Raw genomic sequence first — 25,610 nt, forward strand, 5'->3', positions numbered from 1 at the left:
GAGCAAATTGGTGTCTCGACTTCGCTCGACACGAGCGGCTAGGGGCGATGCGAATTCAACTTTGAAGTGAGACCGCACCGTGGCCCAGATCCGCCATGCCTTGAATGCACGCCGCGAAGAAGATTTCGCCGCATGGTACCAGGAAGTCATCAGCGCTGCCGAGATGGCCGAGGAATCGGGGGTGCGCGGCTGCATGGTCATTCGGCCGTGGGGATTCGGCATATGGGAGCGCATGCAGCGTTTGCTGGACGACCGGATCAAGGCGACAGGTCACGAGAACGCCTATTTCCCGATCTTCATTCCGCTATCGAACTTCGAGCGTGAAGCGAAACACGTCGAAGGTTTCGCCAAGGAAATGGCGGTCGTCACGCATCATCGCCTTATCGCGGATAAGGATGGTGGGCTGATACCCGATCCGGAAGCCAAGCTGGAGGAACCGCTGGTCGTCCGCCCGACTTCCGAGACCATCATCGGCGATGCGATGGCTCGCTGGATCCAGTCCTGGCGCGACCTTCCCTTGAAACTCAACCAGTGGGCCAATGTCGTGCGCTGGGAAATGCGCACGCGCATGTTCCTGCGCACCAGCGAGTTTCTCTGGCAGGAAGGCCACACCGCCCACGCCGACGAGGCCGAGGCGAAGGAGCACACGCTCACCATGCTCGAGGTCTATCGCGCCTTTGCGGACGAGGATCTGGCGCTGGCCGTCATTCCCGGCGAGAAGCCCGAGAACGAGCGTTTTCCCGGCGCTCTCGAAACCTGGTCGATCGAAGCCATGATGCAGGACGGAAAGGCGCTGCAGGCCGGCACCAGCCACTATCTCGGCACCAATTTCGCGCAGGCGAGCGGGATCAAGTTTCAGAACCGCGAAGGCAGCGAAAGTCTTGCCCATACGACGAGCTGGGGCGTCTCCACCCGGATGGTCGGCGGCGTTATCATGACCCATGGGGACGACGACGGCCTGCGCTTACCCCCTAAGATCGCACCGCAGCAGGTCGTGATCCTGCCGATGCTGCGCGACAAGCCCGAGGACAAAGCCCTGATCGACTATTGCGAGGCGCTGCGCGCGACGCTGGCGAGCCAGAACGTGCTCGGCGAGCCGCTGCGCGTGCTGCTCGACACGCGCCCCGGCAAGGCCGCGCAGAAGCGCTGGGACTATGTGCGCAAGGGTGCGCCGGTTATTGTCGAGGTCGGCGGCCGCGACATGGAGAACGGCGTCGTTAGCCTGCTGCGCCGCGATCAGCTATGGAACGCGGAAACCGGCAAGCCCGCCTTCCAGAACCCCACGCGCGAGGTTGCCGGGCAGACCATCCCCGATATCCTTGCCGACATGCAGAACGCCCTGCTGACGCAGGCCGCCGAACGCCGCGATGCGAACATCACCCGCGGCGTCACCGATTTCGCCGAGGTCGAGACACATTTCGCCGCCTCGCGCTATCCGGGCTGGGTCGAGGTCCAGTGGTCGAAGCCCACGGGAGACGCGCTTGACAAGGTCGTCGAGCGCCTGAAGGAACACAAGCTCACCATCCGCAACGTGCCGATGGACACCGCACCGGCCGACGGCACTTGCATCTTCACCGGCGATGCGGCGGTCGAGCGCATCCTGCTGGCCAAGGCCTACTGACACCGACCGTTCGTATCGAGCGGAGCGCGGAGCGTGTAGGCGAGATACTGCTGCGCTGTGCCAGAGTGTCTCGACTTCGCTCGACACGAATGGGGAGGCTGACGCAGTGAGGCGGAAGAGGTGACATGTCGCCTGCCCATCCCCATATGGCGCGCATGACAAAAAAGAACAAACATCGGCGGCCCAAGGGACTGCCGAGCAAAGAACAAATTCTCGAATTCATCCAGACCTCCGACACACCTGCCGGCAAGCGCGAGATCGCCAAGGCATTCGGGCTGAAGGGGCAGGAAAAGATTGCGCTGAAAAAGCGCCTCAAGGACATGGCCGAAGAAGGCCTGATCGACGGCAAACGCACTGCCTATCACCGGATGGGCGGCGTGCCCAAGGTGACCGTCCTCAAGATCGTTGCGATCGAAGATGGCGAACCTGTCGCCGAGCCCGAGAACTGGGCTCCGGACAACAAGGAAAAGCCGCCGCGCCTGATGGTGAAGGAAAGCAAGAAGATGGCTGCGCTCAAGCGTGGCGACCGGATTCTTGCGCGCAATGAAGAAACCGAGCGCGGGTGGCGCGCGACGCCGATGAAAAAGCTGCCCGCGCGCACCGAAGGTCTGATGGGCGTCGTCGAAAAGGATGGCAGCGGCAATTACTGGCTCGCCCCCGTCGACAAGCGCGTGCGCGACAGTGCGCCCATCGGCGATGTGGGCGAGGCCAAGGAAGGCGAGCTGGTGCTGGCCGAGCGCATGGGCAAATCCGCCCGCTCCAAGGTCAAGGTCGTCGAGGTCATCGGCGACCCGCTTGCGCCCAAGGCCTTCAGCCTGATCGCCATCGCCAAGCACGGCATCCCGCACATCTTCTCGCAGGAAACTATCGCCGAGGCGGAGCGTGCGGTCGACCTGCCGCTTTCGCCCGACCATCGCGAGGACCTGCGCGACATACCCATCGTTGCGATCGACCCCGCCGATGCCCGCGACCATGACGATGCGATCTGGGCCGAGCCCGACGGCAAGGGCGGCTACTGCGCGATCATCGCCATCGCCGACGTCAGCTATTACGTCCGCCCCGGTGGCGCGCTCGACCGCGAGGCGAGGAAGCGCGGCAATTCGGTCTATTTCCCCGATCGCGTCGTGCCGATGCTGCCCGAAGTGCTGAGCGCCGACGTCTGCAGCCTCAAGCAGGACGTCGACCGCGCGGCGATGGCCTGCCACATCCATATCGACAAGGACGGCAAGGTCAGCGACTGGCGCTTCACTCGCGCGATCGTGCGGCTCGCAAAGAACATCGCCTATGAGGATGCGCAGGCCGCCATCGATGCCGGCGACGCGCCCGAATACCTCCAAAACTTGTGGGGTGCGTGGAAGCTGCTGTTCAAGGCGCGGCAGGCGCGCGATCCGCTCGATCTCGAACTGCCCGAACGGCAGGTCCGGCTCAACGACGAGGGTGTGATCGAGGAGATCGCCGTACGCGAACGGCTCGATGCGCACCGCGTGGTCGAGGATTTCATGATCGCCGCCAATGTCGCCGCGGCGAAGGCGCTCGAGGCCAAGGCCGCGCCCGTCGTCTACCGTGTGCACGAACAGCCAAGCCGCGAAAAGCTGCTCGCCTTCCGCGAGTATCTCGCCACGCAGGGCAAGAAGTTCGCGCTGGGGCAGGTGATCACGCCGGGGCTGTTCAACCGCATGCTCAAGGACATCGCAGACCCGGCCGAAAAGGCGCTTATCATGGAAGCGGTGCTGCGGAGCCAGACGCAGGCTTTTTACGGGCCGCAGAACGCGGGGCACTTCGGCCTCTCGCTCGGCAGCTACGCTCACTTCACCTCGCCGATCCGCCGCTATGCCGATCTGCTGGTCCACCGCGCACTAGTCGATGCCTACAAATTGGAGCAGCCCAAGCCCAAGCTGGACCTGCCCGATACCTCGGGCCTGTCCGACCGCGACAGGACCGCGCTGCACCAGATCACCGATGCGATCAGCCAGACCGAACGCCGCGCGATGGAGGCGGAACGCGACACGATCGATCGCTATGTCGCGGCATGGCTCTCGGGCCGCGTGGGCGAGACGTTCGATACGCGCATCACCGGCGTTCAGGGCTTCGGCTTTTTCGCCACGATCGAGAAGCTGGGCGGCGACGGGCTGGTCCCGGTCAGCACGCTGGGCCGCGAATATTTCAGCTACGACGAGAAAGCGCAGAAGCTGATCGGCGAAAGCAGCGGGACCGAATATGCCGTGGGCGACCGGCTGAAACTGAAGCTGGCCGAGGCCAATGCGCTGACCGGTGCCCTGAAATTCGAAGTGCCCGACAGCGATGGTTCGGGCATCGAACCGCGCGGCAATCGCGTTCGCGCGAAGAAGCGCACGCATCAGAAGCGTGGCCCCAAGAAAGGCACCGGCGCCCCGCGTCAGGCGCATGCGCAAGGCAGGCGCGGCCGACCGGGTAACATCCGCCATCAGGGCCGCAAGAAGAAGTAACGGAACGCACCGGGCTGGCTGGTCATTGGAGGGACAAAGGAGATACCATGCCCCAACTCGTTCCCGGCCAGCCCGTCCCCGATCTCGACCTGCCGCTCACCATCGATGCGCGTTTCGAACTGTCCAAGCAGGCGCCCGACGCCTTCACCATGCTGGTGTTCTATCGCGGCAAGCACTGCCCGATCTGCAAGAAATATTTGAACGAACTCGGCAGCAAGCTCGACAAATTTACCGAGAAGGGCATCAACGTTTTCGCCGTGTCGATGGACAGCCCCGAGCGCGCCGCCGTCAGCCACGAGGAATGGGACACTGGTGACCTGCCAATCGCGCATTCGCTGAGCGAGGAGGCGGCCCGCGAATGGGGCCTTTACATCAGTGAAAAGCGCGAGGGTAGCGAGGAACCCGACGTCTTCTCAGAGCCGGGCCTGTTCCTGGTCAAACCCGATGGCACGCTGCATTTCGCGGTGGTCCAGAACGCGCCCTTCACGCGCCCCGATCTCGACGACTTGCTCAGCGGTCTGACCTTCACGCTGGAAAACGACTATCCGACGCGCGGAACGCTGAGCTGAGCGGTCAGGCGAGCGCGTCGATCTGTTCGCGGCTGAGACCGCCGGGGACGAGGTAGAGCGGGCAGGGCAGATGCCCGGCATGGCCCGCGAAATGCGTCACCAGCGGGCCCGAGCCGCCCTCGGCGCTCGTCGCCAGCACCAGCGCGGCGATATTTCCGTGTTCCTCGATATATTTGCGGATCACGTCGGCGGGCGGACCGGGGCGCACCGCGATGGTGGGCATCTTGCCCATTTCGCCGAAGATATTCCCCGCCGCGCTATTGGCCATGACCTCGGCGCGTTCCCGCGCTTCCTGTTCGATCGTCGCCTGCACGCCGCCGAACGCGTTGAAGGTCTGCTGCGGCACCAGCGCGAGGATATGTACCGATCCGCCGGTCTTCTGCGCGCGCAGCGAGGCGAAACGCAGCGCGATCCTCGCCTCCTCGGTCTCGTCCATCACGACAAGGTATGTACGCATAGTGCTCCCCGGCTCCCTTGCGCGCGACCTATCCGGTAATTCGTATTCTGCGCAAGGACCTTGCGGCGCACCGACCTTTTCGCCAGAGGTGCCTTCGAACTCACTCCCCAGCGAGGACGTAACGTCACAACCATGCCCACGCCGATCAAGATGCCCGCCCTGTCGCCCACCATGGAGGAGGGCACGCTCGCCAAATGGCTGGTGAAGCCGGGCGACACGGTCGAAGCCGGCGACATCATGGCCGAGATCGAGACCGACAAGGCGACGATGGAATTCGAAGCCGTGGACGAAGGCACGATCGCCGCAATCCAGGTCGAGGAAGGCACCGAGGGCGTGAAGGTCGGCACAGTCATCGCCATGCTCGCCGAAGAGGGTGAGGATCTGGAGGAGGCGGCCGCGGCGGCGCCTTCCAAGGATGCGCAATCCGATGCCGACCGGTCCCCAGCGGAGGCTGGGGCCTCAAACGATGACGCGCAACCGAAGGAGGCCCCTGCCTCCGCAGGGGCTCGGAAAGAGACGGCTCCCAAACCCTCGGGCGACCGCATCATCGCCTCGCCACTGGCCAAACGCATTGCCGAGCAGAAGGGTATCGACCTGTCCTCGATCGAGGGCAGCGGTCCCAACGGCCGCATCGTCAAGGCGGATGTCGAGGGCGCCGGAACCCCAGCGAAGGCTGGGGCCTCCAGCAGCCAGGCGAAACCGACCGAGGCCCCTGCCTCCGCAGGGGATCGGGTCCAAAGCGATCTCGACGCGCCTTACGAAGCGACCAAGCTCAACAATGTCCGCAAGGTCATCGCGAAGCGCCTTACAGAAGCCAAGCAGACCATCCCGCACATCTACCTTACCGTGGACGTGCGGCTCGATGCGCTGCTCGACCTGCGCAAGCAATTGAACGCCTCGTTGGAGGCGGACGGCGTTAAGCTGTCGGTCAACGATCTGCTCATCAAGGCGCTGGCCCGCGCGCTCCAGCGCGTCCCCGCCTGCAATGTCAGCTTCCAGGGCGACGAGCTGTTCCAGTATGCCCGCGAGGACATTTCGGTCGCGGTGGCCGCGCCCTCGGGCCTCATCACCCCGATCATCCGCGATGCGGGCAGGAAGGGCCTCGCGCAGATCAGCACCGAGATGAAGGAACTGGCGGGCAAGGCGCGCGACGGGAAGCTGCAGCCGCATGAATTCCAGGGCGGTACCGCCTCGCTCTCCAACCTCGGCATGTTCGGCACCAAGCAATTCGACGCGGTGATCAACCCGCCGCAGGCGATGATCCTCGCGGTCGGCGCAGGCGAGCAGCGTGCGCATGTGATCGACGGCGCGCTGGGCGTCGCCACCGTGATGAGCGCAACGGGCAGCTTCGATCACCGCGCCATCGACGGCGCCGACGGCGCGCAATTGATGGAAGCTTTCCAGCAGCTGGTCGAAAACCCGATGGGGCTGGTGGTTTGACCTCTCCAACTCCGACTAGCGAGCATGCTCGCAAGTCTGCGTATCCTCTCCGACAAGCGGAGAGGAATCAGGCACCTCCCTCCTCTCCCCTTGCGGGAGAGGAAGGGGCCCGCCGCGCAGCGGTGGGAAGGAGAGGGGGAAAGCGCAATCTCCTGCCATTGGCAAAACGAATGCGCCGCGAGCCGACCGAAGCCGAACGTCGTCTATGGTCGATCCTCCGTGGAGGTCGAATGGCTGGTGCGAAATTCAAGCGGCAAGAGCAGCTGGGCGATTACATTGTGGATTTCGTCTGCTTCAAGGCGCGGCTGATCGTCGAAGCGGATGGCTCACACCACATCGATAGCGACGCGGACAAGGCCCGCGATGCCTGGCTCACCTCGCAAGGATTTCGAATCCTTCGGTTTTGGAACAATGACATATTGCAGGATAGCGACGCGGTCGCTGCTGCGATTCTGGAAGCGGTAAGATCCAATGCCTGACCGCGCCCCCCAGATCCGCGTCACGGCCATGCCGACCGACCTCAACCCCTATGGCGGGGTGTTCGGCGGGTGGCTGATGAGCCAGATGGCGCTCGGCGCGGGCTCGCTCGCGAGCCGCGAAGGGCAGGGCAAGGCGGTGGTCGTCTCGGCAACCGATTTCGCCTTCCCCGGCGCGATGCAGGTGGGCGACGAACTCTCGGTCTATTGTGAGATCGCCGCGACGGGCAACACCTCGCTCACCATCACCGTCGAGGCCATCGCCCGCGAGCGCAATGGCGAGGCCGAGACCAAGGTGGCGGAGGGCACGTTCAAATTCGTCCTGCTCGACGAGAACGACCGTCCGCGAGCGATTTCGGAGCGGTGGGCATGATCGCTGTCCTACAGTGCGCCGATCGTGCCAGGGTGTCTGCATGATCCGTCGGCCGCGCCTTGAACCCTGCACCCATCGAACCCCAGATTCCGCATCTGTGACCCGAGGCTTTTTTGCGCTTGGACCGTGTAACAGGTGTAACATCATTCAGGCTTGAAAGGCTTAATCTGAATGGCTGATACTCAATACGACGTCATCGTTCTCGGCTCCGGACCCGGCGGCTACGTTGCGGCGATCCGCTGCGCGCAGCTGGGCCTGAAGACCGCCATCGTCGAGCGCGAGCTGCTCGGCGGCATCTGCCTCAACTGGGGCTGCATCCCGACCAAGGCGCTGCTGCGCTCGGCCGAGATCCTGCACTACGCGCAGCATGCGAGCGACTATGGCCTCAAGATTGCGGGCAAGATCGAGGCCGACCTCGAAGCCGTGGTGAAGCGCAGCCGCGGGGTGGCCAAGCAGCTGAATCGCGGCGTCACCGGGCTGATGAAGAAGAACAAGATCGCGGTGCATATGGGCGAGGGCACGTTGACCGGCCCCACCAGCCTCACCGTGAAGGGCGAGAAGGGCGAAGAGAAGCTCAGCGCCAAGCACGTGATCGTCGCCACCGGCGCACGCGCGCGCGACCTGCCGTTTGCCCCTGCCGACGGCAAGCGCGTGTGGACCTATCGTCACGCCATGACCCCGCCCGAAATGCCCAAGAAGCTGCTGGTGATCGGATCGGGCGCGATCGGGATCGAGTTCGCCAGCTTCTACAACGACATGGGCTGCGAGGCGACCGTGGTCGAAATGCTCGACCGGATCGTGCCGGTGGAAGACAAGGACGTCTCCGCCTTCCTCGAGAAGAGCCTGACCAAGCAGGGCATGTCGATCATGACCGGCGCCGGGGTCGAGGACCTCAAGGTTTCCGACAAGGGCGTGAAGGCCAAGATCAAGAACAAGGACGGCAAGACTAGCGAAACCGAGTTCACGCACTGCATCGTGGCCATCGGCATCGTGCCCAACACCGAGAACATCGGGCTCGACAAGCTGGCCGAGATGGATCGCGGCTTCATCCAGATCGACGATTACGGCCGCACCAAGTCGAAGGGGTTGTGGGCCATCGGCGATTGCACGCCCGGCCCCTGGCTGGCGCACAAGGCCAGCCACGAGGGCGTCACCTGCGCCGAAGCCATCGCGCAGGAGCTGGGCAACAAGGACGTTCACCCGCACCCGCTCGACCGCAACAACATCCCCGGATGCACCTATTGCCACCCGCAGATCGCCAGCGTCGGCATGACCGAAGCCAAGGCGAAGGAAGCGGGCTACGAGGTCAAGGCGGGCAGTTTCCCCTTCATCGGCAATGGCAAGGCCATCGCGCTGGGCGAGGCGGAAGGCCTGTGCAAGACCGTGTTCGATGCGAAGACCGGCGAACTGCTCGGCGCGCATATGGTGGGCGCGGAAGTGACCGAGATGATCCAGGGCTTCGTCGTCGGCAAGACGCTGGAGACGACCGAGGCGGAGCTGATGCAATCCATCTTCCCGCACCCGACGATCAGCGAATCGATGCACGAAAGCGTGCTTGCGAGCTACGGGCGCGCGCTGCATATTTGACGAGGCGAGGTCTAGGGGGAGGGTGCGACAAGAGTGACGAGCTTCCTGATCCTCGCCTTCATGATCCTCGTCGCCGGCGTGCTGGCGGTGCCGCTGGCGAGCCGGTTCGGGCTCGGTTCGGTGCTCGGCTACCTGCTGGCAGGCATGGCGATCAGCCCGCTGCTTGCGCGGTTCGATGTCGATGTCGAGGCGCTGCAGGTCTTCGCCGAGTTCGGCGTGGTGATGATGCTGTTCATCATCGGTCTCGAGATGGAACCCAGGCGGTTATGGGCGATGCGCGGCAAGCTGGCCGGGCTGGGCGGCGGACAGGTGCTGCTGACCACGCTGATCATCACCGGGATTGCGCTGATCGACAGCCAGCCCTGGCAGACCGCGCTGGCGATCGGGATGGTGCTGGCGCTCAGCTCGACCGCGATCATCGTCCAAACGCTCACCGAGAAAGGGCTGCTGAGGACCGAGGGCGGAGAAGCCAGCTTCTCGGTGCTGCTGGTGCAGGATGTGGCGGTCATCCCGATCCTCGCGCTGCTGCCGCTGCTTGCCGTGCCGGAGCTTGCCGGCGCTGCTGCGGCGCATGGCGGGGGCGGCGCGCATGGCGGTATCGACCTCACCGCGCATATGCCGGGATGGCTGGCCGGCGTGACGCGGATCGGCGCGGTGGCCGCAGTGATCGCCATCGGCATCTACGCAATCCGTCCGCTGTTTCGCTATATCGCCAAGGTGAATTTGCGCGAGCTGTTCACCGCCGCGGCGCTGTTGGTGGTGATCGGGATCGCGCTGCTGATGTCGCTCGTGGGGCTATCGCCCGCGCTCGGCGCCTTCGTGGCGGGCGTGGTGCTCGCAACCAGCGAATACCGCCACGAACTCGAAAGCGACATCAACCCGTTCAAGGGCCTGCTGCTCGGGCTGTTCTTCATCACCGTGGGCGCGGGGATCGACTTCGTACTGGCGAGCACGATCTGGCAATCGGTGGTCTTCTGGGCGGCAGTGACCATCGCGGCCAAGATGGCGGTGCTGCTGGTCGTCGGCTGGCTCTACGGCCTGCGCCGCCAGGCACTGTGGCTGTTCTGCCTGAGCCTGCCGCAGGCCGGCGAATTCGCCTTCGTGCTGATCGCCTTCGGCGTCGCCAATGCCGTGTTCGACCAGGCCTTTGCCGACCAGTTGCTGCTGGTCGTGGCGCTGACCATGCTCGTCACCCCGCTGTTGTTCATCCTATACGACAAGCTGATCGCGCATGCCTACTGCACCGGCCAGGCACCCGACGAGCCCGACCCGATCGACGAGGAGAACCCGATCATCATCGCCGGGCGTGGGCGGGTCGGCGGGATCGTCGATCGCATGCTCGACGCTGCAGGGCACCGCGCGACCGTGATCGACTACAACAGCCAGCATCTGGAAAACCTCAAGAAGTTCGGCATCACCACCTATTACGGCGATGCAACGCGGCCCGACCTGCTTGCGAGCGCCGGGATCGAGCGTGCGCGGATCCTCGTCGTCGCGCTCGACGAGCGCGAGCAGATCGACAAGCTCGTGCGCTATGCTTGCGACAACTTCCCCAAGCTCCACGTCGTCGCCCGCGCCAAGGATCGCGACCACGTCTACCACCTGTGGGCGATGGGCTGCCGCGACATCATCCGCGAGACCTACGACAGCGCCTTGCGCATGGGCCGTTCGGTCTACGAGGCATTGGGGCACGACCGGCAGGCGGCGATCGCAATGGCCGACGCCTTCGAGGAGATGGACCGCACATCGATGCGCGAAGTCGCCGATGCCTATCGGCTCGACATCCCGCCCTATGAGAACGAGGAACTGCTCGCCAAGATCAGGGAATTGAAGGCCGAGTGGGACCCCAAGCTGCGCGATGCAATGGACGAGATCGCGCAGCGCGGCCGCTGATGCGCAACCGCTTGCCGGCTCGGGCGTTGGGGCTGAAAGGAGATACCAATGACGAACCCCAACAGGGCCCGGCAGCAGGACGACAAGGACGCCGCCGCAGAATCCGGCGACAGCGCGATCATCAAGGATCACCGGGCGCTGAAGAACCAGTCGGCGGTCGATCCCGCGGACTATCCGAAGAAGGACCGTCAGGCGCAGTCGCTGATTCGCAAATCCGGGGAAGAGAAGGAATAGCTGGCGGACAGGGTGGGATTCGAACCCACGAAGGGCTTGCACCCTTGCCGGTTTTCAAGACCGGTGCATTCAACCGCTCTGCCACCTGTCCGCGAGCGCGCCCTCGCTAGTCACATCGGCGAAGATTGTCACGCCCTAGCGGGAACATCGACAAGAGGTTCTTGGTATTCGGTAAATGACACTTGCCGTTAAGCTTCGCTCTGCGACAATCGCCGTATGATTTCACGCCGCTTGCTCGCCGCCCTCGGGGCGCTCGCCCTCTCTCTCCCCGCAATGCCGGCACAGGCGCAGGGCAGCCTGAGTTTCGATGCCTATCTCCAGTTGCTCATTGCCCGGGCACGCGCCGAGGGCGTCAGCGAGACCACGTTGCAGCGCATGACCGCCGGGCTCGAGCCGAATTATCGCGTGATCGAACTCGACCGCGGCCAGCCCGGAGCCCCGACGCGCGCGGGCTATCCCGCGCTTGCCCCCTATATCGCGCGGCATGTAGATGCGGCGCGTATTCGGGGAGGGCGCGATGCGCATGCAAGCTGGTCGCGCACCCTTCGCGCGATCGAGCGCGAATATGGCGTGCCGAGCGAAATCCTCGTCGCGATCTGGGGGCACGAGACCGCCTATGGCGCGGTGAAGGGCGGGTTCGACCTGTCTCAGGCGCTGGCCACGCTGGCCTGGGAGGGGCGGCGGCGCGATCTGTTCGCGGGCGAATGGGTGGCGCTGATGAAGGTTGCCGACAAAGGCTATTCCAGAAGCGAGTTGAAAGGCAGCTGGGCGGGCGCCTTTGGCAATCCGCAATTCCTTCCCTCCGTCTATCTGCGCCTCGCAGCCGATGGCAATGGCGATGGCCGCGCCGATATCATGAACAACGGGGCCGACGCCCTGGCATCGATCGCCAACTATTTTCGCGACTCGGGTTGGCGGTCCGGGCAGCCGTGGGGTGTGGGTGCCTATGTCCCCTCCGGCTTCGACGTCTCGGCCTATCGAACCCGGCTGGTCGCGCCGGTCTGTTCGCGCGTCCACGGGCGCCACAGCGTCTACAAGACCGTGCGCGAATGGCGCGATCTGGGCGTGCAGCCCCAGCGCGCGATCGACGACGATGTGTTGGTGACTCTCTTCCAGCCCGATGGGCCGGGGACAGCGGCGTGGTTGTTAACCTCGAATTATCGGGTCATCCTCGAATACAACTGCTCGAATTATTACGCGATGAGTGTGGGGCTGCTGGCCGATGAGATTGCCGAATAGGATCGTTTTCGCTGCATTGACGGGGCTTGGCGCGATCGGTCTCGGCGCATGCGCGAGCACTGCGCAGACGGCGCCGGCACCGGCGACACGCTCGATCGAGAACGGTCCGGCAGCGGATTACCCGATCGTCCTCGGCGATCCGTTTACCATCGATGGCGTGACCTACACGCCGGTCGATACGCTCAATTACGACCAGGTCGGCTACGTGACGGGAGACGACCCCGGAGCGATGGGCGTGACCGGCGCGCATCGCACGCTCCCCTTGCCGAGCTATGTCGAGGTTACCGCGCTCGATACGGGGCGGACCATCCTCGTGCGGCTCGAACGGCGCGGTCCGATGACCAACGACCGGCTGCTGGCCCTGTCGAGCGCGGCGCTGACTCAGCTTGGCGTGCGCGAGGGCGCCCCCATCCGAATGCGCCGGGTCAATCCGCCCGAGGAACACCGGGCAGACCTGCGCGCGGGGCGAGAGGCGCCGTTGCGCATGGATACGCCTACGGGCCTGCTCGAAGTCCTCAAACGGCGCCTCCCCGCACGCGGTTCGGCTCCGCTGGGCGATCCACGCCAGACACAGGTCAGCGGGGTCGTGCCAACGCCCGGCACCATCGCCACGCTCGATTCCGACGAGGAGGCCGCCGTGACTGCTGCCGCACCAGACGATGTGAACGAGCAACCTGTCGCCCCCGCGCCTGAGGTCTTACGCCCGCAATTGCCGATGGCGGTCGATGGCGGTCCGGCGCGTGCACCCGTGATGGTTCCGACCGACCCGGACGGCCGGTTTGCCGTCCAGCTTGGAGCCTTCGCCATACGTGGGAATGCCGATCGCCTGGCCCGCGAAGTTCAGGGCTATGTCGAAATCAGCGGCAGTCTTGCGCTGGTGAGAGTCGGACCATTCGCAACCCGTGGACAGGCCGAGCAGGCGCTCGCCAAGCTCCGCGAGCGCGGTTATAGCGACGCCCTGATCCGATTTATCGACTGATACGCCGCGGCTCTCGCCCGGCACGGGAGCACACTTGCGTTACTGCGTGAAATCGTTGGCTGCCCTCGCAACGGCAATGCTCGCGGCGCCGGTGGGTGCCCAGAAACCGCCTGCACCAGCGGTTCCGAACGAAAACGATGCACCGATCGCCTACCTGCTCGATGCATCGAGCGGACAAGTCCTGTTCGAACGCGATATCGACCGGCGTTTCATGCCCGCCTCGATCACCAAGGTGATGACGACATTCCTCGCTTTCGAATGGATGGAGGAGGGGAGGATTTTTCCCGAACAGGTCTACGGCATCAGGCCGGAAACCTTCCGGCAATGGAGCCGCAAGGGATCGACCATGTTCCTCCCTGCCGATGCGCGGGTCACGGTGGATGACCTGATACACGGTGTAACGACAGTATCGGCCAATGACGGCGCAATCGTCCTAGCCGAAGGGGCGGCCGGATCGGTCGAGGACTGGGTCGCGGCAATGAATGCGAAGGCCAGTGAAATCGGGATGGCGAACAGCCATTTCGGCAATCCCAATGGCTGGATGGACGAGGGCAGGACCTTCGTGACCGCGCGCGACCTGGGCACTCTGGCTCAGGCCATGGTGACGCGTCATCCGTCAAAATATCGCCATTTCGTCGGCGCCAGCGAACTGAAATACAACGGAATCGCGCAGCGCAACCACGATCCGATTTCGGGCGTGGTGCGCGGCGCCGACGGCATCAAGACCGGTTACACCAACCAGGCTGGCTTCGGTTTCCTGGGATCGGCGCAACGCGACGGCAGGCGACTGATCATGGTTGTTGCCGGAAGCCCCGGAAGTCGCGAACGCGCGCGTGCCTCGCGATCCTTGATCGAATGGGGTTTCCAGGAGTTCGAGGGCAAGACCCTCTTCGCCCCCGAGGCACGGATCGCGAGCGCCCGCGTGCAGGGCGGCGGCGCTCCCGAGGTGGGGCTCGAGGCGCCGAGCGGCGTGCGGATTTCCATACCCAAAGGGACCAATCCCGAGGTCGCCCTTTCGCTGCGGTACGAAGGCCCCTTGCGGGCGCCCATCGCCCAGGGTGAGCAGGTGGCCGAGCTGGTCGTCGCGATCGCCGGGATGCCCGAACACCGCGTACCGCTGGTGGCAAGCGAGGAAGTGCTCGATGCGACGATGCTCCAGCGCGTGTTCAACGCTTTCCGGAGTTGGATTACGTGAGCCGCGGTCGTTTCATCGCGTTCGAGGGCGGCGAGGGCATGGGCAAATCGACACAGGCCCGCCTGCTTGCCGAACACCTGCGCCAGCGCGGCCTGACGGTCGAACAGACGCGCGAGCCGGGCGGCACGCCGGGTGCCGAGGCAATCCGCGAGCTTCTCTTGGCACCGCCGGGCGAGGGATGGACATTGGAGGCAGAGGCATTGCTCTTCGCCGCAGCGCGCGCCGACCACGTGGCGCGCAAGATCCGTCCGGCGCTCGATCGCGGGACCTGGGTGATTTGCGACCGTTTCCTCGATTCGAGCCGCGCCTACCAGGGCGTTGCGGGCGGTCTCGGCGATGACGCGGTAAGAGCACTGCATGAATTCGGAAGCGCCGGTCTGCTGCCCGACCTTACCATCGTGATCGACGTGCCGACCGCCGATGTCGCCGACCGCCTCGCCGCGCGGGATGGCGCCACCAGCGATGCCATCGGCGGGCGGACAGCCGACTATCATGCCGCGGTCAATGCGGCTTTCCTCGACTTTGCGCGTGCGGAACCGGATCAGTTCGCGGTTGTCGATGGCAGCGGCTCGGTCGAAGAGGTGCACCAACGGGTTCTCGAAACGGTTGGCTACCGCCTGGCGGGGACCGGGTGATGCTGCTCGGGCACGATGAAGCCTGGCGTGAATGGCGCAAGGCGATGGCCGGCGAGCGGATGCACCATGCATGGCTGCTCGCCGGGCGGCGCGGCGTGGGCAAGGGCAGCTTCGCGCTCGCCGCGGCACGCGAACTCGTGGGCGCGGCGGATGGGGAGGGGGCGCACCATCCCGATATCCACACGCTCACCTATGCGCCCAAGGACGACAAGGAAGAGCGTAAGCGCGCCGACGGCAAACCCTTCGAGCTGGCGCGCAGCATCCGCATCGCGCAAATCCGCGCGATGCAGTCCCGCCTCGGCACGCGTCCGACAATGGGAGAGCGGCGCGCGATCATCATCGATCCGGCAGACGACCTCGAACGCAACGCGGCCAATGCCCTGCTCAAGAGCCTCGAGGAACCGCCGGTCGGGACCTATTTCCTGCTGGTCGCGCACAGTCCCGCACGGCTCCTGCCGACGATCCGTTCGCGCTGCCGCGTGCTGCGGTTCCCGACCGTTCCCGATTCCGAGATGGACCGGCTGCTGCGCGACCTTTCGCCCCAGGCCGACGATCCAACCCGCGCGGCCGCGATTGCCGCAGCTGCCGGATCGCCGGGCGCCGCACTGCAATTCGTCGACATGGAGCTGGGCAAGGTCGCGCAGGCGATGCGCGATATCCTCGAGCGCGGCGACGCGGATTTTCGGTTGCGCGGCACGCTTGCCGGACTGATCGGCGCGCGGCCCGATCGCGATCGCATCCGCGCGGTACTCGAACTCGCGCGTTCGGTGGTCGCTCAACGTCTCGACGGCGCGATGGCCGACCCAGGGCCGATTATCGACACGCATGGTGAGCTCGTCCGGCTCACGGGCGAGCAGCCGACCTATAATTTCGATGCCGGACTGCTCGCGATGGAAATCGGTACCTTGCTCGCGAAGGCGGCTGCGGCTAGCGAGCGGGCCGATGGCTGAACCCTATTACCTTACCACCGCGATCCATTATCCAAATGGCAAGCCGCATATCGGCCATGCCTATGAGACGATCGCGGCCGACGTAATCGCACGCTTCCAGCGCCTGCGTGGACGTGAAGTGCGTTTCCAGACCGGCACCGACGAGCATGGTTTGAAAATGGCCCAGAAGGCGCGCGAACTGGGCAAGACCCCGCGTGAGCTGGCGGATGAAATGTCCGGCCATTTCAGGGAGCTGTTCGATGTTTTGAACATCTCCTACGATCGGTTCATCCGTACTACCGATGCCGACCACCATCGCGCCAGCCAGGCCATCTGGCAGGCGATGGAGGCGAAAGGCGACCTCTATCTCGACCGCTACGAAGGCTGGTACTCGGTCCGGGACGAAGCCTATTATGACGAGAAAGAACTCGTCGAAGGGGAGGGGGGCGAAAAACTCTCGCCCCAGGGCACGCCGGTCGAATGGACCGAGGAAGAAACATGGTTCTTCCGCCTTTCGAAATATGCCGAACCGCTGCTCGAATTGCTCAACACACCGGGCTTCCTCGAACCGGCAAGCCGCCGCAACGAGATGATCGCCTTTGTCGAGCGCGGCCTGCAGGACCTCTCCGTCAGCCGCACAAGTTTCGACTGGGGCGTGAAGGTGCCCAATAGCGACGACCACGTAATGTACGTCTGGGTCGATGCGCTGACCAACTACATCACCGGCGTAGGCTACCCCGATGGCGGCGAGTTGTGGGACAAATTCTGGCCCGCCGATCTCCACCTGATCGGCAAAGACATCGTCCGCTTCCACACGATCTACTGGCCCGCATTCCTGATGAGTGCGGACCTGCCCTTGCCGAAAAAGGTCTTCGGACACGGCTTCCTGCTCAACCGCGGAGTCAAGGAATCGAAATCGGCCGGCAATGTGACCGATCCGATGGAACTGGCCGACAAATTCGGCGTCGATGCGTTGCGCTATTTCCTGATGGCCGAGGTTACCTTCGGACAAGATGGAAGCTATTCTGCGGAAGCGCTTGTAAACAAGGTGAATGCCGAGCTGGCCAACAGCTTCGGAAACCTCGCGCAACGCACGCTTTCGATGATCGCCAAGAACATGGACGGCAAGCTCGAGACCTTCGAGCCGGAGGGTGACGACAAGGCGCTGCTCGCCAAGGTAGGCGAAGCGTGCGCCGAAACCTTGCCGCGCCAATTCGATCGGCTCGCCTTTTCTGTCGGGATCGATGCCTGGCTCAAGGCCGTTTATGCCTGCAATGCCTATGTCGACGAGCAGGCGCCCTGGGCGCTCAAGAAAACCGATCCGGAACGCATGAAGGCCGTGCTGCAGACGCTGTTCATCGCCATTCGCGACCTCGCCATCGCGATCCAGCCCGTGGTGCCGGAAAAGGCCGCTGCGGTACTCGACCAACTCGGTGTCGATGCACATCGTCGCAGCTATGCCGATCTCGCCGATGCCGGGTGGTTCCACGCTCTTGTCTCCGCCGGGCACGCGATCGCCAAACCCACCCCGGTATTCCCGCGTCTCGAGTTACTGGCCGAGGAGCCGGCCTGATGCTGGTCGACAGCCATTGCCACCTCGAATACGAAGGTCTGGTCGATGACCAAGCCGGTGTGCTCGATCGCGCACGGGACGCGGGTGTTCAGGCTTTCCTCAATATCTCGACCAAGCGAGCGGAGTGGGGTCAGGTCGTCGGCACGGCGCAGGCCAAGCCCGATGTCTTCGCCAGCGTCGGGATCCACCCGCACCATGCGGACCAGCATCTCGACCTGACCCGCGAAGAATTGCTCGAGGCGACCCGCGATAACAAGGTCGTCGGTATCGGCGAAACCGGTCTCGACTATTTTTACGACCATTCGGACCGCGAGGCGCAGCAGAGGCTTTTCCGCCTCCACATCGATGTGGCGCGTGAGGTTCAGCTACCAGTGATCATCCACACGCGCGATGCGGAAGAGGACACGCTGGCAATCTTGGAGGATGAATTGGGGAAGGGGGCCTTCCCCGCGCTGATCCACTGTTTCACCGCCTCGGCCGAGTTCGGCGAGCGTGTGCTCGACCTCGGCCTATCGGTTTCTATCTCGGGCATCGTCACCTTCAAGAACGCGAAGGACTTGCAGCATTTCGCCAAGGGCATTCCCCAAGGCCGGCTGCTGGTCGAAACCGACAGCCCGTTCCTCGCCCCCGTCCCGCATCGCGGCAAGACGTGTGAGCCAGGTTACGTGCGTGACACGGCGCAGTTCCTCGCCGATCTGCGGTCCGAAAGCCTCGACGAATTGGCAGGCTACACCACACGAAACTTCTACACGCTGTTCAATAAGGCGTCCGCATGAAGCTGCTGATGCTCGGCTCGGGCACCTCGACCGGGGTGCCGCGGATCGGCAATGACTGGGGCGAATGCGATCCCCGCGAACCGCGCAACCGCCGCTCGCGTGTGTCGATCATTGTCGAGAACGACACGGGCCAGAAGATACTGGTCGACACCTCGACCGATCTGCGCGCTCAATTGTTGGCCAATGGAATCGCAAAAGTCGACGCGGTCTTCTGGACGCACGACCATGCGGATCATTGCCACGGCATCGATGATCTGCGCGTGATGCGCTACGATCGCAGCAACCCATTGCCCGGATTTGCCAGCAAGGTCACCTGCGAGCGGCTGCGCCGGCGTTTCGACTACGTCTTCGAGGGTCAGTTCGGCTATCCTACAGTGATCGGGCTCAAGGATATCACGAGTGTTCAATTGGTTGCGGGTTTCTCCTTCGACCATGTCGAGATGCCGCACGGGCCGGTCACCAGCACCGGTTTCCGCTTCGAAGCGGATGGCAAGTCGATTGTATACGCTACCGACTTCAGCGAGATAACGCCCGCCATGGTCCGCTGCTTCGAACGCGCCGACATCCTCGTTGTGGACTGCCTTCGCAGGCGACCGCATCCCACGCATGCCAATCTCGACATGGCCCTTGAGCTGGCGCGCAAGGCCAAGGTTCGCAGGACGGTGCTAACGCATATGGACAAAAGCATGGACTATCGCAGCCTATGCGCCGAGGTCCCCGATCACGTCACGGTCGGGTATGACGGACTGGAGATGGTGGCATGAACGAATATCAGATCGTTTCCCTGGTCTCGCTGGTCGGCTTCCTGATCTTCATCGCGTCGGGCTTTCGTTCGCACAATGTGGGATGGAAGAAAGGCTTCTTCATGGCGGGCGCGTGGGCAGGGATCTTCGCAATCGTGATCCTGTTCATCGATATGGTGCGCTAATCGCACTTTGGGCATCGATTGGGTCGCGTGGCGATGGAGCACTGGCGTAGAGAATACGCCGAGAATTCCGCTATTTCTGGACTTCCATATCCGCGCAGCCATCCGCAGTAGTGGGAACGCCATGACGCTTGCGGCGAATGTCGAACGCAACCGCCTTCAAGATCGAGACGCCCATCAGGGCCACGACGAAACTGAACGGCAATGCTCCGATGATCATGGTGATGCGGATCGCCTCGATCCCGCCCAGGATCAGCATGCTCCCCACGATGAAGGCCAGCGCTGCGCCCCAGAATAGGATGTGAAAGCGGCGAGCGCCTTCGGTATCTCCCGCCCCGTTGATCGTGTTGACGATCAGGATTGCGCTGTCGGTCGAAGTGATGAGGTAGGTCATCAGCAGGACAACGACGAGGCCCGAAACGATCGCGGCGATCGCAGGATCGAGTAGCACGGCAAGCGTGGCGTAGAGCTGGTCGGAAATGACGGTATCGACGATTCTGCCTTGCGCGGCTCCGCTGAGTTCGAGATCGATCGCGGTACCGCCGACGATGGTCATCCACACGAAACACATGAGCGAGGGTACTAGGATCACGCCCAGAACATATTCACGGATCGTCCGGCCACGCGAGATGCGCGCGATGAACATCCCGACAAAGGGTGCAAAAGCGATCCACCACGCCCAATAAAAGACCGTCCAGTCGAGCTGCCATTGCACCAGTGCAGCGCCGAATGCGCCGCCGGGCTCGAACAATGTGAGCGAATTCGGCACGAGCGTGCGCAAATAATCCCACAGGCCTACACCCAGCAGCCGGAGGCCGAAGAAGCCCGAACCTGCGATGACGAACAGGGCCAAGAGCGCGAATGACAGGCCCATATTGAGGTTCGACAGCCATTTGATTCCTCGGCCCACGCCCGACAGAGCGCTGAGGGTCGAGGCACCGATGAGGATTACCAGGGCCACGATGATCGCCATGGCCGAAGATGAACCGTCGGGCTCGAGCAGCCAGTCGCCAAGCCCGAGGCGAGAGAGGCCGGCCACGAATTGCTCTACGCCGAGACCCATGGTTACGGCCACTCCGAGAATGGTCGCGACGACCGCGACGATATCGATCAGGTGACCCCATCTGCCCGACAGATGCAGCCCGAACAGCGGTGCAAGCGCCGAGCGAACCGTGAGCGGCAGGTTGCGACGATAGGCGACATAGCCAATCGCCAGGCCGACCAGCGCGTAGGTTGCCCAAGCGGCGAACCCCCAGTGCAGGAATGTGAAGGTATAGGCAGAGCGTACCGCCTCGGCCGATCGCGTCTCGATCGAGCCGCGGATGATCTCTGGATTGTCCGTGAAATGCGCCAGCGGTTCGCCGGTCGAATAGGTTAGCAATCCAATACCTATGCCGGCTCCGAACAGCATCGCGAACCAGGAAAAACGCCCGAACTCCGGCTTCTCGCCCGGATTGCCGATGGGCAGGTTACCAGACTGGGGAACAAGGGCCAGCATGAAACAGGTGAACATGAGGAAAGCGACGAGATAGACGTACCAGCCCGCGAAGGAGGCGATGATGTTCGAATTGGCGGCGGTCAGAGTCTCGCTTGCACTGACCGGGAAAAATATCGCCCACATAATCAGCAGCGAAACGATCACCTTGGAAGGGATCGTAACCGCCCGACTGAAGCCATCGTAGAAACCGCGGTCATGCGTTTCGATCGGAAGCTCGACCAGGGGTGGCGCAACCGGAGTGTCGCTTCGGGCTGTCATCGGTCAGAATTTCCTCTTGGATTGTGGGTGCCGTCTTTGGCGCTGTCGCAATTCGCATGGCGGCGCGAGTTTTGCGATAGCTAGTCAGCATAGAAAGCGAGATTGGCAATGCAAATGACGCGGTTCACGGCTGAAATTTTATGGGGCTGACGCCAATCAGCCGGCATCCTGCGACGTTCTATCGTTCGCCCCAGCCAACGTTTCCCGACATCGTGCATTTAACATAATATATGTTATCGTCGCAGTAGTCAGGATGGGGATGGTGTCGCGCGTGCTCTATCGCGCTCCTGCCCCACTGGCTAGATTGGCCCGATGTCCGACCAGACCGACAGACTGCTGAAGATCATGGCGCGGCTGCGCGACCCGGAAACGGGATGCGAATGGGATACCGCCCAGAGCTTCGCGACAATCGCGCCTTACACGATCGAGGAAGCCTACGAAGTCGCCGACGCCATCGAGCGCGCCGACATGGACGAACTGCGCGGCGAATTGGGCGATTTGCTCTTCCAGGTCGTCTTCCACGCCCGGATGGCCGAAGAAAGCGGAGCTTTTCGTTACGAGGACGTCGCTCGGGACATTTCGGACAAGATGGTTGCTCGCCATCCGCATATCTTCGGCGACGAAGGCGGCGTTATGGAAGATCGGCGCTGGGAAGACCTCAAGGCGGCCGAGCGCGCGGCTTCCGGCGCGACGAGCTCCATGGATGGCGTGGCCAAGGCGCTCCCGGCGCTGCTTCGCTCGCACAAACTCCAAAAACGAGCGGCACGCGTCGGTTTCGAATGGCCCGATGTCGAAGGACCAATCGCGAAGCTTCAGGAAGAAATCGAAGAACTCGACCAGGCGAAGACGGACGAAGATCGCCTGATGGAGGCCGGCGACGTCCTATTCGCCGCGGTCAACATTGTGCGCCGTTACGGCGTCGATCCCGAACAGGCTTTGCGCGCCTCCAATGCAAAATTCGAAAGGCGCTTCAGGGAGATGGAGAAGATAGCTGCAAGTGAGCAAGAGGATTTCTCTCGTCTCGATCTGGATTCGCAGGAAGAATACTGGCAGCGCGCCAAGCGCGAGATAGGCTAGCCGATCGCCTCGAACTGGCCCAGCTCCTTGGGATTGAGCCGCACCGTAATACGCCGCACAGCGCCGCCCTCATCGTCCGCGACATCCTCGATCACTTCCCCATGGGCATGCAGCCAAGCGATCCTGCGACCGTCGCTGGCCGGAACCTCGAAGGTTTGAAGCGAGGCATTGCGGGTCAGCATTTCCCCAAGCCGTTCGAGCAGGAGGTCGAGGCCCTCGCCCGTTACGGCAGATGTGGCGACGATATGCTCATCGGCCTCTACCTGCGCAGCCAGATCGTCTGCGGCTTCGGGGGTTAGGCGGTCCCATTTGTTCCAGACTTCGAGGATCGGTATCGAGGCATCCTCCCCCTCCCCCCCGACGACGTCGAGGTCGCGCAGGACCTGCAGCACTTGCGCCTTCTGCGCAGCAGTTGAAGGGTTCGAAATGTCGCGCACGTGACAGATGACATCCGCCGACGTCACTTCCTCCAATGTCGCGCGAAAGGCCGCGACGAGCTGTGTGGGCAGGTCTGAAATGAACCCGACCGTATCCGAGAGGATCGCCTTCTCGACCCCCGGCAAGGCAATCGCGCGCATCGTCGGGTCGAGAGTGGCGAAAAGCAGATCCTCCGCCATCACGCCTGCCCCTGTCAGGCGATTGAACAGCGTCGATTTGCCCGCATTGGTATAGCCGACCAGCGCGACTACCGGCCACGGCGCACGCTCACGCCGCTCGCGGTGCAGGCCACGCGTCTTGCGGACCTGCTCCAATTCCTTGCGCAGGCGGCCCATGCGCTGGCGGATCATTCGCCGGTCGGCTTCGATCTGCGTTTCGCCCGGCCCGCCGAGGAAGCCGAAACCGCCGCGTTGGCGTTCGAGGTGGGTCCAACTGCGCACCAGGCGGCTTTGCTGGTAATCGAGATGCGCCAGTTCGACCTGCAGGCGCCCTTCCGCGGTGGCAGCGCGTTCGCCGAAGATTTCCAGGATCAGCCCGGTTCGGTCGATCACCTTGCGCCCGAGTTTTTCCTCGAGATTGCGTTGCTGAATCGGGCTGAGTGCCCCATCGACGACGACCAGTTCGGCCTCGTTCTGCTCGCAGGAGGTCCGGATATTGTCGACCTGCCCGGCGCCGAACAGGAGATTGGGACGCACGTCACGCACCGGCAGGACGAAGCTTTCGGCGATCACTATCCCGATCGCGAGAGCAAGTCCCTCCGCTTCCGCGAGGCGCGACTGGGCATCGAGGTCGTAGGCCATGCCACGGATATCCGGACACACCACGAGGGCCCGCGCCCCGCGGGAGACCTCGCCCATCAAATCATCGTCGAAACTCAGCTGTCGTCCTCTTCCCAATCCTCGGTCAGATCGACCGGAGTGGCTGGCTGGACCGTCGATACGGCGTGCTTATAGGCCAGTTGCACATAGCCGTCGCGTTCCAGGAGCATGCAGAACAGGTCGTAAGCAGCGATTTTGCCCTGCAGCATCACGCCGTTGACGAGAAACATCGTCACCTGTGCTTCGGCCTGCCGTACGCGACTGAGGAAAACGTCCTGCAGCAGGCGCTGCTTGGCACCCGAGCCCTGGCTGACGAACTGGCTGGTATCGATCGGCTGCGCGGGCATGATGGTGCTGATCGCGTGCTTGTAGACCAGTTGCGACTGGCCGTCGCGGCGCAGCAGGATCGAGAAATTGTCGAACCAGGTTACGATGCCCTGCAGCTTGACGCCCTTGACGAGAAACATCGTCACCGGGGCCTTGTTCTTGCGCAACAAATTCAGAAACGCGTCCTGCAGGTTCGGAGGACGGTTACCCTGCCCGCTTTCGGGCGGTTTTGAACGCGGTCGTGCCGAGAGTGTTCGATCGCCGGACATGTCTTTTCCCGTTTCTTGGCGGCCTTTCGAAAGACCGCAATCTGGGCGCCCACCACGCCCGAGTGTGTTCGCCAATCGGTAGGAACATAGGTATCGTGGAAGATAATCTCAAATGGCGCAACGTATTCCTGATTGTGTCAGAGAACGCGCAACTTGGGCCGTGCGCATCAGTTCTTGCGATCGGCACCTTTGCGTTCGACCATGCCGAGCAGCTTGAGTTTGCGATGCAGCGCCGATCGTTCCATGCCGATGAAATTCGCGGTTTTGGAAATGTTTCCGGAGAACCTGCGGATCTGCACGGTAAGATACTCGCGCTCGAAATTCTCGCGCGCTTCGCGTAGCGGGGCGCCCATCATCGCTCCGACACCGCCGTTTCCTCCGGCCTTCCCGCCCAGCACCTCTTCGGGCAGCATGTCGACCTCGATCTGCTCGAGGTTTTCGCGCGGCGTCAGGATGATGGTGCGTTCGACCACATTGCGCAGTTGGCGCACATTACCCGGCCAGTCATAGGCTTGAAGCGCCGCCATCGCCTCCTCGCTGATCGTGGGCGGACGCAAACCCTGCTCGGTCGCATAGCGGGCGAAAAAGCTGTCGGCGAGCGAGGGTATATCGTCGCGTCGCTCGGCGAGTGATGGAACCTCCACCGGGACCACGTTGAGGCGATAGAAGAGATCCTCGCGAAAGCGCTTTTCCTCCATCTCCGTCGCAAGGTCGCGCGACGTGGACGAAACGACCCGAACATCGACGCCGATCTGACGCGTGCCGCCAACACGGACGAAGCTCTGTTCGGTCAACACCCGCAGGATGCGCGCCTGGGTGGAAAGCGGCATGTCCGCCACTTCATCGAGAAAAAGGGTGCCCCCATCCGCCGTCTCAAGCAGGCCCGGCCGAACCAGCTTTCCTTCGGCTTCTTCTCCGAACAGCTCCTCTTCGAAACGTTCGGGCGTGATGCGGGCAGAATTCACGATCACGAAGGCCTTATCCGCCCGATGGCTCCAGCTGTGCAGCAGGCGCGCGGCGACTTCCTTACCGGCCCCCGCCGGGCCGGTTACGAGAACCCGACTGCCAGTGCCGGCAACCCTCTTGAGCGTCGCCCTAACCGCGTTGATGACCGCGGAATTCCCCGTGAACTCGTCTCCCTGAACAAGGTTTTCGCGCAGACGCGTGTTCTCGCGGCGCAGGCGCTCGGTCTCCGTCGCGCGTTCCACGAGGTGGAGCAAGCGCTCGGCTTCGAACGGCTTCTCGATGAAGTCGACAGCGCCGCGGCTGACTGCGCTGACCGCGGTATCGATATTGCCATGACCGGAAAATATGATCACCGGCAGGTCCGGTTCGCGTACCTTGATCGCGTCGAGCACCTCCAGCCCGTCCATCGGGCTGCCGTGCAACCAGACGTCGAGCAAGACGAGGCTCGGCCGCTTTTCGTCGACCGCATCGAGGGCCGACGTACTGTCACCGGCGGTGCGGCATTCATAGCCTTCGTCGCTCAGCACTCCGGCGACCAGTTCGCGGATGTCACGTTCGTCGTCGACGATCAGAATATCCAGCGCCATGCGTCC

General features: G+C 63.4%; 24 protein-coding genes and 1 tRNA gene. 19 read left to right on the forward strand and 6 right to left on the reverse strand.

Translation table 11 applies throughout. The annotated features are described in order from the left end of the window. Nucleotides 1-79 precede the first annotated feature (79 nt). From proS to ASS64_RS02005, 3 genes are all read left to right on the forward strand, one after another. Nucleotides 80-1,621, forward strand: a complete 1,542-nt coding sequence (gene proS / locus ASS64_RS01995) for a proline--tRNA ligase (protein ID WP_067688996.1) — start codon at nt 80-82, stop codon at nt 1,619-1,621. 146 nt (nt 1,622-1,767) lie between these two features. Further along, nucleotides 1,768-4,086, forward strand: coding sequence for a ribonuclease R (gene rnr / locus ASS64_RS02000; RefSeq protein WP_067688999.1), 2,319 nt, complete (start codon nt 1,768-1,770; stop codon nt 4,084-4,086). 47 nt (nt 4,087-4,133) lie between these two features. Next, a complete protein-coding gene (locus tag ASS64_RS02005; RefSeq protein ID WP_067689004.1) occupies nt 4,134-4,655 on the forward strand; it encodes a peroxiredoxin-like family protein in 522 nt (173 codons plus the stop codon). 4 nt (nt 4,656-4,659) lie between these two features. On the opposite strand, the gene ASS64_RS02010 is transcribed toward ASS64_RS02005, so the two are convergent. Continuing rightward, nucleotides 4,660-5,112 (reverse strand): universal stress protein, encoded by a 453-nt coding sequence (locus ASS64_RS02010; protein WP_067689007.1) that lies wholly within the window; start codon nt 5,110-5,112, stop codon nt 4,660-4,662. Between the two features lie 132 nt (nt 5,113-5,244). Between ASS64_RS02010 and ASS64_RS02015 the strand changes: the two genes are divergently transcribed. From ASS64_RS02015 to ASS64_RS02040, 6 genes are all read left to right on the forward strand, one after another. After that, entirely contained in the window at nt 5,245-6,552 is a 1,308-nt protein-coding gene (locus ASS64_RS02015) for a pyruvate dehydrogenase complex dihydrolipoamide acetyltransferase (protein WP_067689010.1), read from the forward strand. Nucleotides 6,553-6,674: 122 nt separating this feature from the next. Beyond that, nucleotides 6,675-7,031: an endonuclease domain-containing protein gene (locus ASS64_RS02020; RefSeq protein ID WP_255356011.1), complete on the forward strand. Its 357-nt coding sequence runs from the start codon at nt 6,675-6,677 to the stop codon at nt 7,029-7,031. Beyond that, the gene (locus ASS64_RS02025; protein ID WP_067689018.1) at nt 7,024-7,401 is read left to right on the forward strand and encodes an acyl-CoA thioesterase; all 378 of its coding nucleotides are present in this window, start codon (nt 7,024-7,026) and stop codon (nt 7,399-7,401) included. Before ASS64_RS02020 ends, ASS64_RS02025 begins: the two co-directional genes overlap by 8 nt. A 171-nt stretch (nt 7,402-7,572) precedes the next feature. Beyond that, the gene (gene lpdA, locus ASS64_RS02030) at nt 7,573-8,988 is read left to right on the forward strand and encodes a dihydrolipoyl dehydrogenase (protein WP_067689021.1); all 1,416 of its coding nucleotides are present in this window, start codon (nt 7,573-7,575) and stop codon (nt 8,986-8,988) included. 33 nt (nt 8,989-9,021) lie between these two features. Then, nucleotides 9,022-10,881 carry a cation:proton antiporter gene (locus ASS64_RS02035; protein WP_067689023.1) on the forward strand — a complete coding sequence of 620 codons (1,860 nt, stop codon included), beginning with the start codon at nt 9,022-9,024 and terminating at the stop codon, nt 10,879-10,881. Nucleotides 10,882-10,929: 48 nt separating this feature from the next. After that, nucleotides 10,930-11,115, forward strand: coding sequence for a hypothetical protein (locus ASS64_RS02040; RefSeq protein ID WP_067689031.1), 186 nt, complete (start codon nt 10,930-10,932; stop codon nt 11,113-11,115). Between the two features lies 1 nt (nt 11,116). On the opposite strand, the gene ASS64_RS02045 is transcribed toward ASS64_RS02040, so the two are convergent. Next, nucleotides 11,117-11,206, reverse strand: a tRNA-Ser gene (locus tag ASS64_RS02045). A 125-nt stretch (nt 11,207-11,331) separates the two neighbouring features. On the opposite strand from ASS64_RS02045, the gene ASS64_RS02050 reads away from it, so the two are divergent. Genes ASS64_RS02050 through ASS64_RS16585 form a run of 9 tightly spaced genes read left to right on the forward strand, consistent with a single transcriptional unit; the run spans nt 11,332 to nt 19,369 of the window. Continuing rightward, the gene (locus ASS64_RS02050; RefSeq protein WP_067689034.1) at nt 11,332-12,354 is read left to right on the forward strand and encodes a lytic transglycosylase domain-containing protein; all 1,023 of its coding nucleotides are present in this window, start codon (nt 11,332-11,334) and stop codon (nt 12,352-12,354) included. After that, nucleotides 12,338-13,333 carry an SPOR domain-containing protein gene (locus tag ASS64_RS02055; protein WP_083508115.1) on the forward strand — a complete coding sequence of 332 codons (996 nt, stop codon included), beginning with the start codon at nt 12,338-12,340 and terminating at the stop codon, nt 13,331-13,333. Before ASS64_RS02050 ends, ASS64_RS02055 begins: the two co-directional genes overlap by 17 nt. Nucleotides 13,334-13,379: 46 nt before the next feature. Beyond that, the gene (locus ASS64_RS02060) at nt 13,380-14,528 is read left to right on the forward strand and encodes a D-alanyl-D-alanine carboxypeptidase family protein (RefSeq protein ID WP_369815334.1); all 1,149 of its coding nucleotides are present in this window, start codon (nt 13,380-13,382) and stop codon (nt 14,526-14,528) included. After that, nucleotides 14,525-15,163, forward strand: coding sequence for a dTMP kinase (tmk, locus tag ASS64_RS02065; protein WP_067689048.1), 639 nt, complete (start codon nt 14,525-14,527; stop codon nt 15,161-15,163). Before ASS64_RS02060 ends, tmk begins: the two co-directional genes overlap by 4 nt. Beyond that, the gene (locus ASS64_RS02070) at nt 15,163-16,113 is read left to right on the forward strand and encodes a DNA polymerase III subunit delta' (protein WP_067689057.1); all 951 of its coding nucleotides are present in this window, start codon (nt 15,163-15,165) and stop codon (nt 16,111-16,113) included. Before tmk ends, ASS64_RS02070 begins: the two co-directional genes overlap by 1 nt. Further along, entirely contained in the window at nt 16,106-17,665 is a 1,560-nt protein-coding gene (gene metG / locus ASS64_RS02075; RefSeq protein ID WP_067689059.1) for a methionine--tRNA ligase, read from the forward strand. Before ASS64_RS02070 ends, metG begins: the two co-directional genes overlap by 8 nt. Then, nucleotides 17,665-18,441 (forward strand): TatD family hydrolase, encoded by a 777-nt coding sequence (locus ASS64_RS02080; protein ID WP_067689061.1) that lies wholly within the window; start codon nt 17,665-17,667, stop codon nt 18,439-18,441. The genes metG and ASS64_RS02080 overlap by 1 nt, the downstream gene beginning before the upstream one ends. Next, nucleotides 18,438-19,205, forward strand: coding sequence for an MBL fold metallo-hydrolase (locus tag ASS64_RS02085; RefSeq protein ID WP_067689063.1), 768 nt, complete (start codon nt 18,438-18,440; stop codon nt 19,203-19,205). The genes ASS64_RS02080 and ASS64_RS02085 overlap by 4 nt, the downstream gene beginning before the upstream one ends. Beyond that, nucleotides 19,202-19,369, forward strand: coding sequence for a hypothetical protein (locus ASS64_RS16585; RefSeq protein ID WP_157075049.1), 168 nt, complete (start codon nt 19,202-19,204; stop codon nt 19,367-19,369). The genes ASS64_RS02085 and ASS64_RS16585 overlap by 4 nt, the downstream gene beginning before the upstream one ends. Before the next feature lie 70 nt (nt 19,370-19,439). Here the strand turns inward: ASS64_RS16585 and ASS64_RS02090 are convergent, their stop codons facing one another. Further along, nucleotides 19,440-21,122, reverse strand: coding sequence for a BCCT family transporter (locus ASS64_RS02090; RefSeq protein ID WP_067689065.1), 1,683 nt, complete (start codon nt 21,120-21,122; stop codon nt 19,440-19,442). A 312-nt stretch (nt 21,123-21,434) separates the two neighbouring features. On the opposite strand from ASS64_RS02090, the gene mazG reads away from it, so the two are divergent. Continuing rightward, nucleotides 21,435-22,199, forward strand: a complete 765-nt coding sequence (mazG, locus tag ASS64_RS02095) for a nucleoside triphosphate pyrophosphohydrolase (RefSeq protein WP_067689067.1) — start codon at nt 21,435-21,437, stop codon at nt 22,197-22,199. On the opposite strand, the gene hflX is transcribed toward mazG, so the two are convergent. The 3 genes from hflX to ASS64_RS02110 form a co-directional block, all read right to left on the reverse strand. Next, on the reverse strand, nt 22,196-23,494 hold the full coding sequence (gene hflX, locus ASS64_RS02100; protein ID WP_067689072.1) for a GTPase HflX: 1,299 nt from the start codon (nt 23,492-23,494) through the stop codon (nt 22,196-22,198). The two genes, mazG and hflX, sit on opposite strands and share 4 nt — an antisense overlap. Nucleotides 23,495-23,511: 17 nt before the next feature. Beyond that, nucleotides 23,512-24,051: an RNA chaperone Hfq gene (gene hfq / locus ASS64_RS02105; RefSeq protein ID WP_067689079.1), complete on the reverse strand. Its 540-nt coding sequence runs from the start codon at nt 24,049-24,051 to the stop codon at nt 23,512-23,514. Between the two features lie 167 nt (nt 24,052-24,218). Beyond that, complete coding sequence (locus ASS64_RS02110; RefSeq protein ID WP_067689082.1) at nt 24,219-25,604, reverse strand: sigma-54 dependent transcriptional regulator; 1,386 nt, start codon at nt 25,602-25,604, stop codon at nt 24,219-24,221. Nucleotides 25,605-25,610: the final 6 nt, after the last annotated feature.

The organism is Erythrobacter sp. AP23, from assembly GCF_001542855.1.
GTDB lineage: Bacteria > Pseudomonadota > Alphaproteobacteria > Sphingomonadales > Sphingomonadaceae > Qipengyuania.

Bases quoted from the DNA above. Each gene is read 5' to 3' on its own strand.
- ASS64_RS02040 (WP_067689031.1), top strand. From the start codon at position 10,930: ATGACGAACCCCAACAGGGCCCGGCAGCAGGACGACAAGGACGCCGCC.
- ASS64_RS02010 (WP_067689007.1), bottom strand. From the start codon at position 5,112: ATGCGTACATACCTTGTCGTGATGGACGAGACCGAGGAGGCGAGGATC.
- ASS64_RS02085 (WP_067689063.1), top strand. From the start codon at position 18,438: ATGAAGCTGCTGATGCTCGGCTCGGGCACCTCGACCGGGGTGCCGCGG.
- mazG (WP_067689067.1), top strand. From the start codon at position 21,435: ATGTCCGACCAGACCGACAGACTGCTGAAGATCATGGCGCGGCTGCGC.
- ASS64_RS02025 (WP_067689018.1), top strand. From the start codon at position 7,024: ATGCCTGACCGCGCCCCCCAGATCCGCGTCACGGCCATGCCGACCGAC.
- ASS64_RS02005 (WP_067689004.1), top strand. From the start codon at position 4,134: ATGCCCCAACTCGTTCCCGGCCAGCCCGTCCCCGATCTCGACCTGCCG.
- ASS64_RS02070 (WP_067689057.1), top strand. From the start codon at position 15,163: ATGCTGCTCGGGCACGATGAAGCCTGGCGTGAATGGCGCAAGGCGATG.
- ASS64_RS02055 (WP_083508115.1), top strand. From the start codon at position 12,338: ATGAGATTGCCGAATAGGATCGTTTTCGCTGCATTGACGGGGCTTGGC.
- ASS64_RS16585 (WP_157075049.1), top strand. From the start codon at position 19,202: ATGAACGAATATCAGATCGTTTCCCTGGTCTCGCTGGTCGGCTTCCTG.
- rnr (WP_067688999.1), top strand. From the start codon at position 1,768: ATGGCGCGCATGACAAAAAAGAACAAACATCGGCGGCCCAAGGGACTG.
- ASS64_RS02050 (WP_067689034.1), top strand. From the start codon at position 11,332: ATGATTTCACGCCGCTTGCTCGCCGCCCTCGGGGCGCTCGCCCTCTCT.
- ASS64_RS02080 (WP_067689061.1), top strand. From the start codon at position 17,665: ATGCTGGTCGACAGCCATTGCCACCTCGAATACGAAGGTCTGGTCGAT.
- hfq (WP_067689079.1), bottom strand. From the start codon at position 24,051: ATGTCCGGCGATCGAACACTCTCGGCACGACCGCGTTCAAAACCGCCC.
- lpdA (WP_067689021.1), top strand. From the start codon at position 7,573: ATGGCTGATACTCAATACGACGTCATCGTTCTCGGCTCCGGACCCGGC.
- metG (WP_067689059.1), top strand. From the start codon at position 16,106: ATGGCTGAACCCTATTACCTTACCACCGCGATCCATTATCCAAATGGC.
- ASS64_RS02015 (WP_067689010.1), top strand. From the start codon at position 5,245: ATGCCCACGCCGATCAAGATGCCCGCCCTGTCGCCCACCATGGAGGAG.
- hflX (WP_067689072.1), bottom strand. From the start codon at position 23,494: ATGGGCGAGGTCTCCCGCGGGGCGCGGGCCCTCGTGGTGTGTCCGGAT.
- ASS64_RS02110 (WP_067689082.1), bottom strand. From the start codon at position 25,604: ATGGCGCTGGATATTCTGATCGTCGACGACGAACGTGACATCCGCGAA.
- ASS64_RS02090 (WP_067689065.1), bottom strand. From the start codon at position 21,122: ATGACAGCCCGAAGCGACACTCCGGTTGCGCCACCCCTGGTCGAGCTT.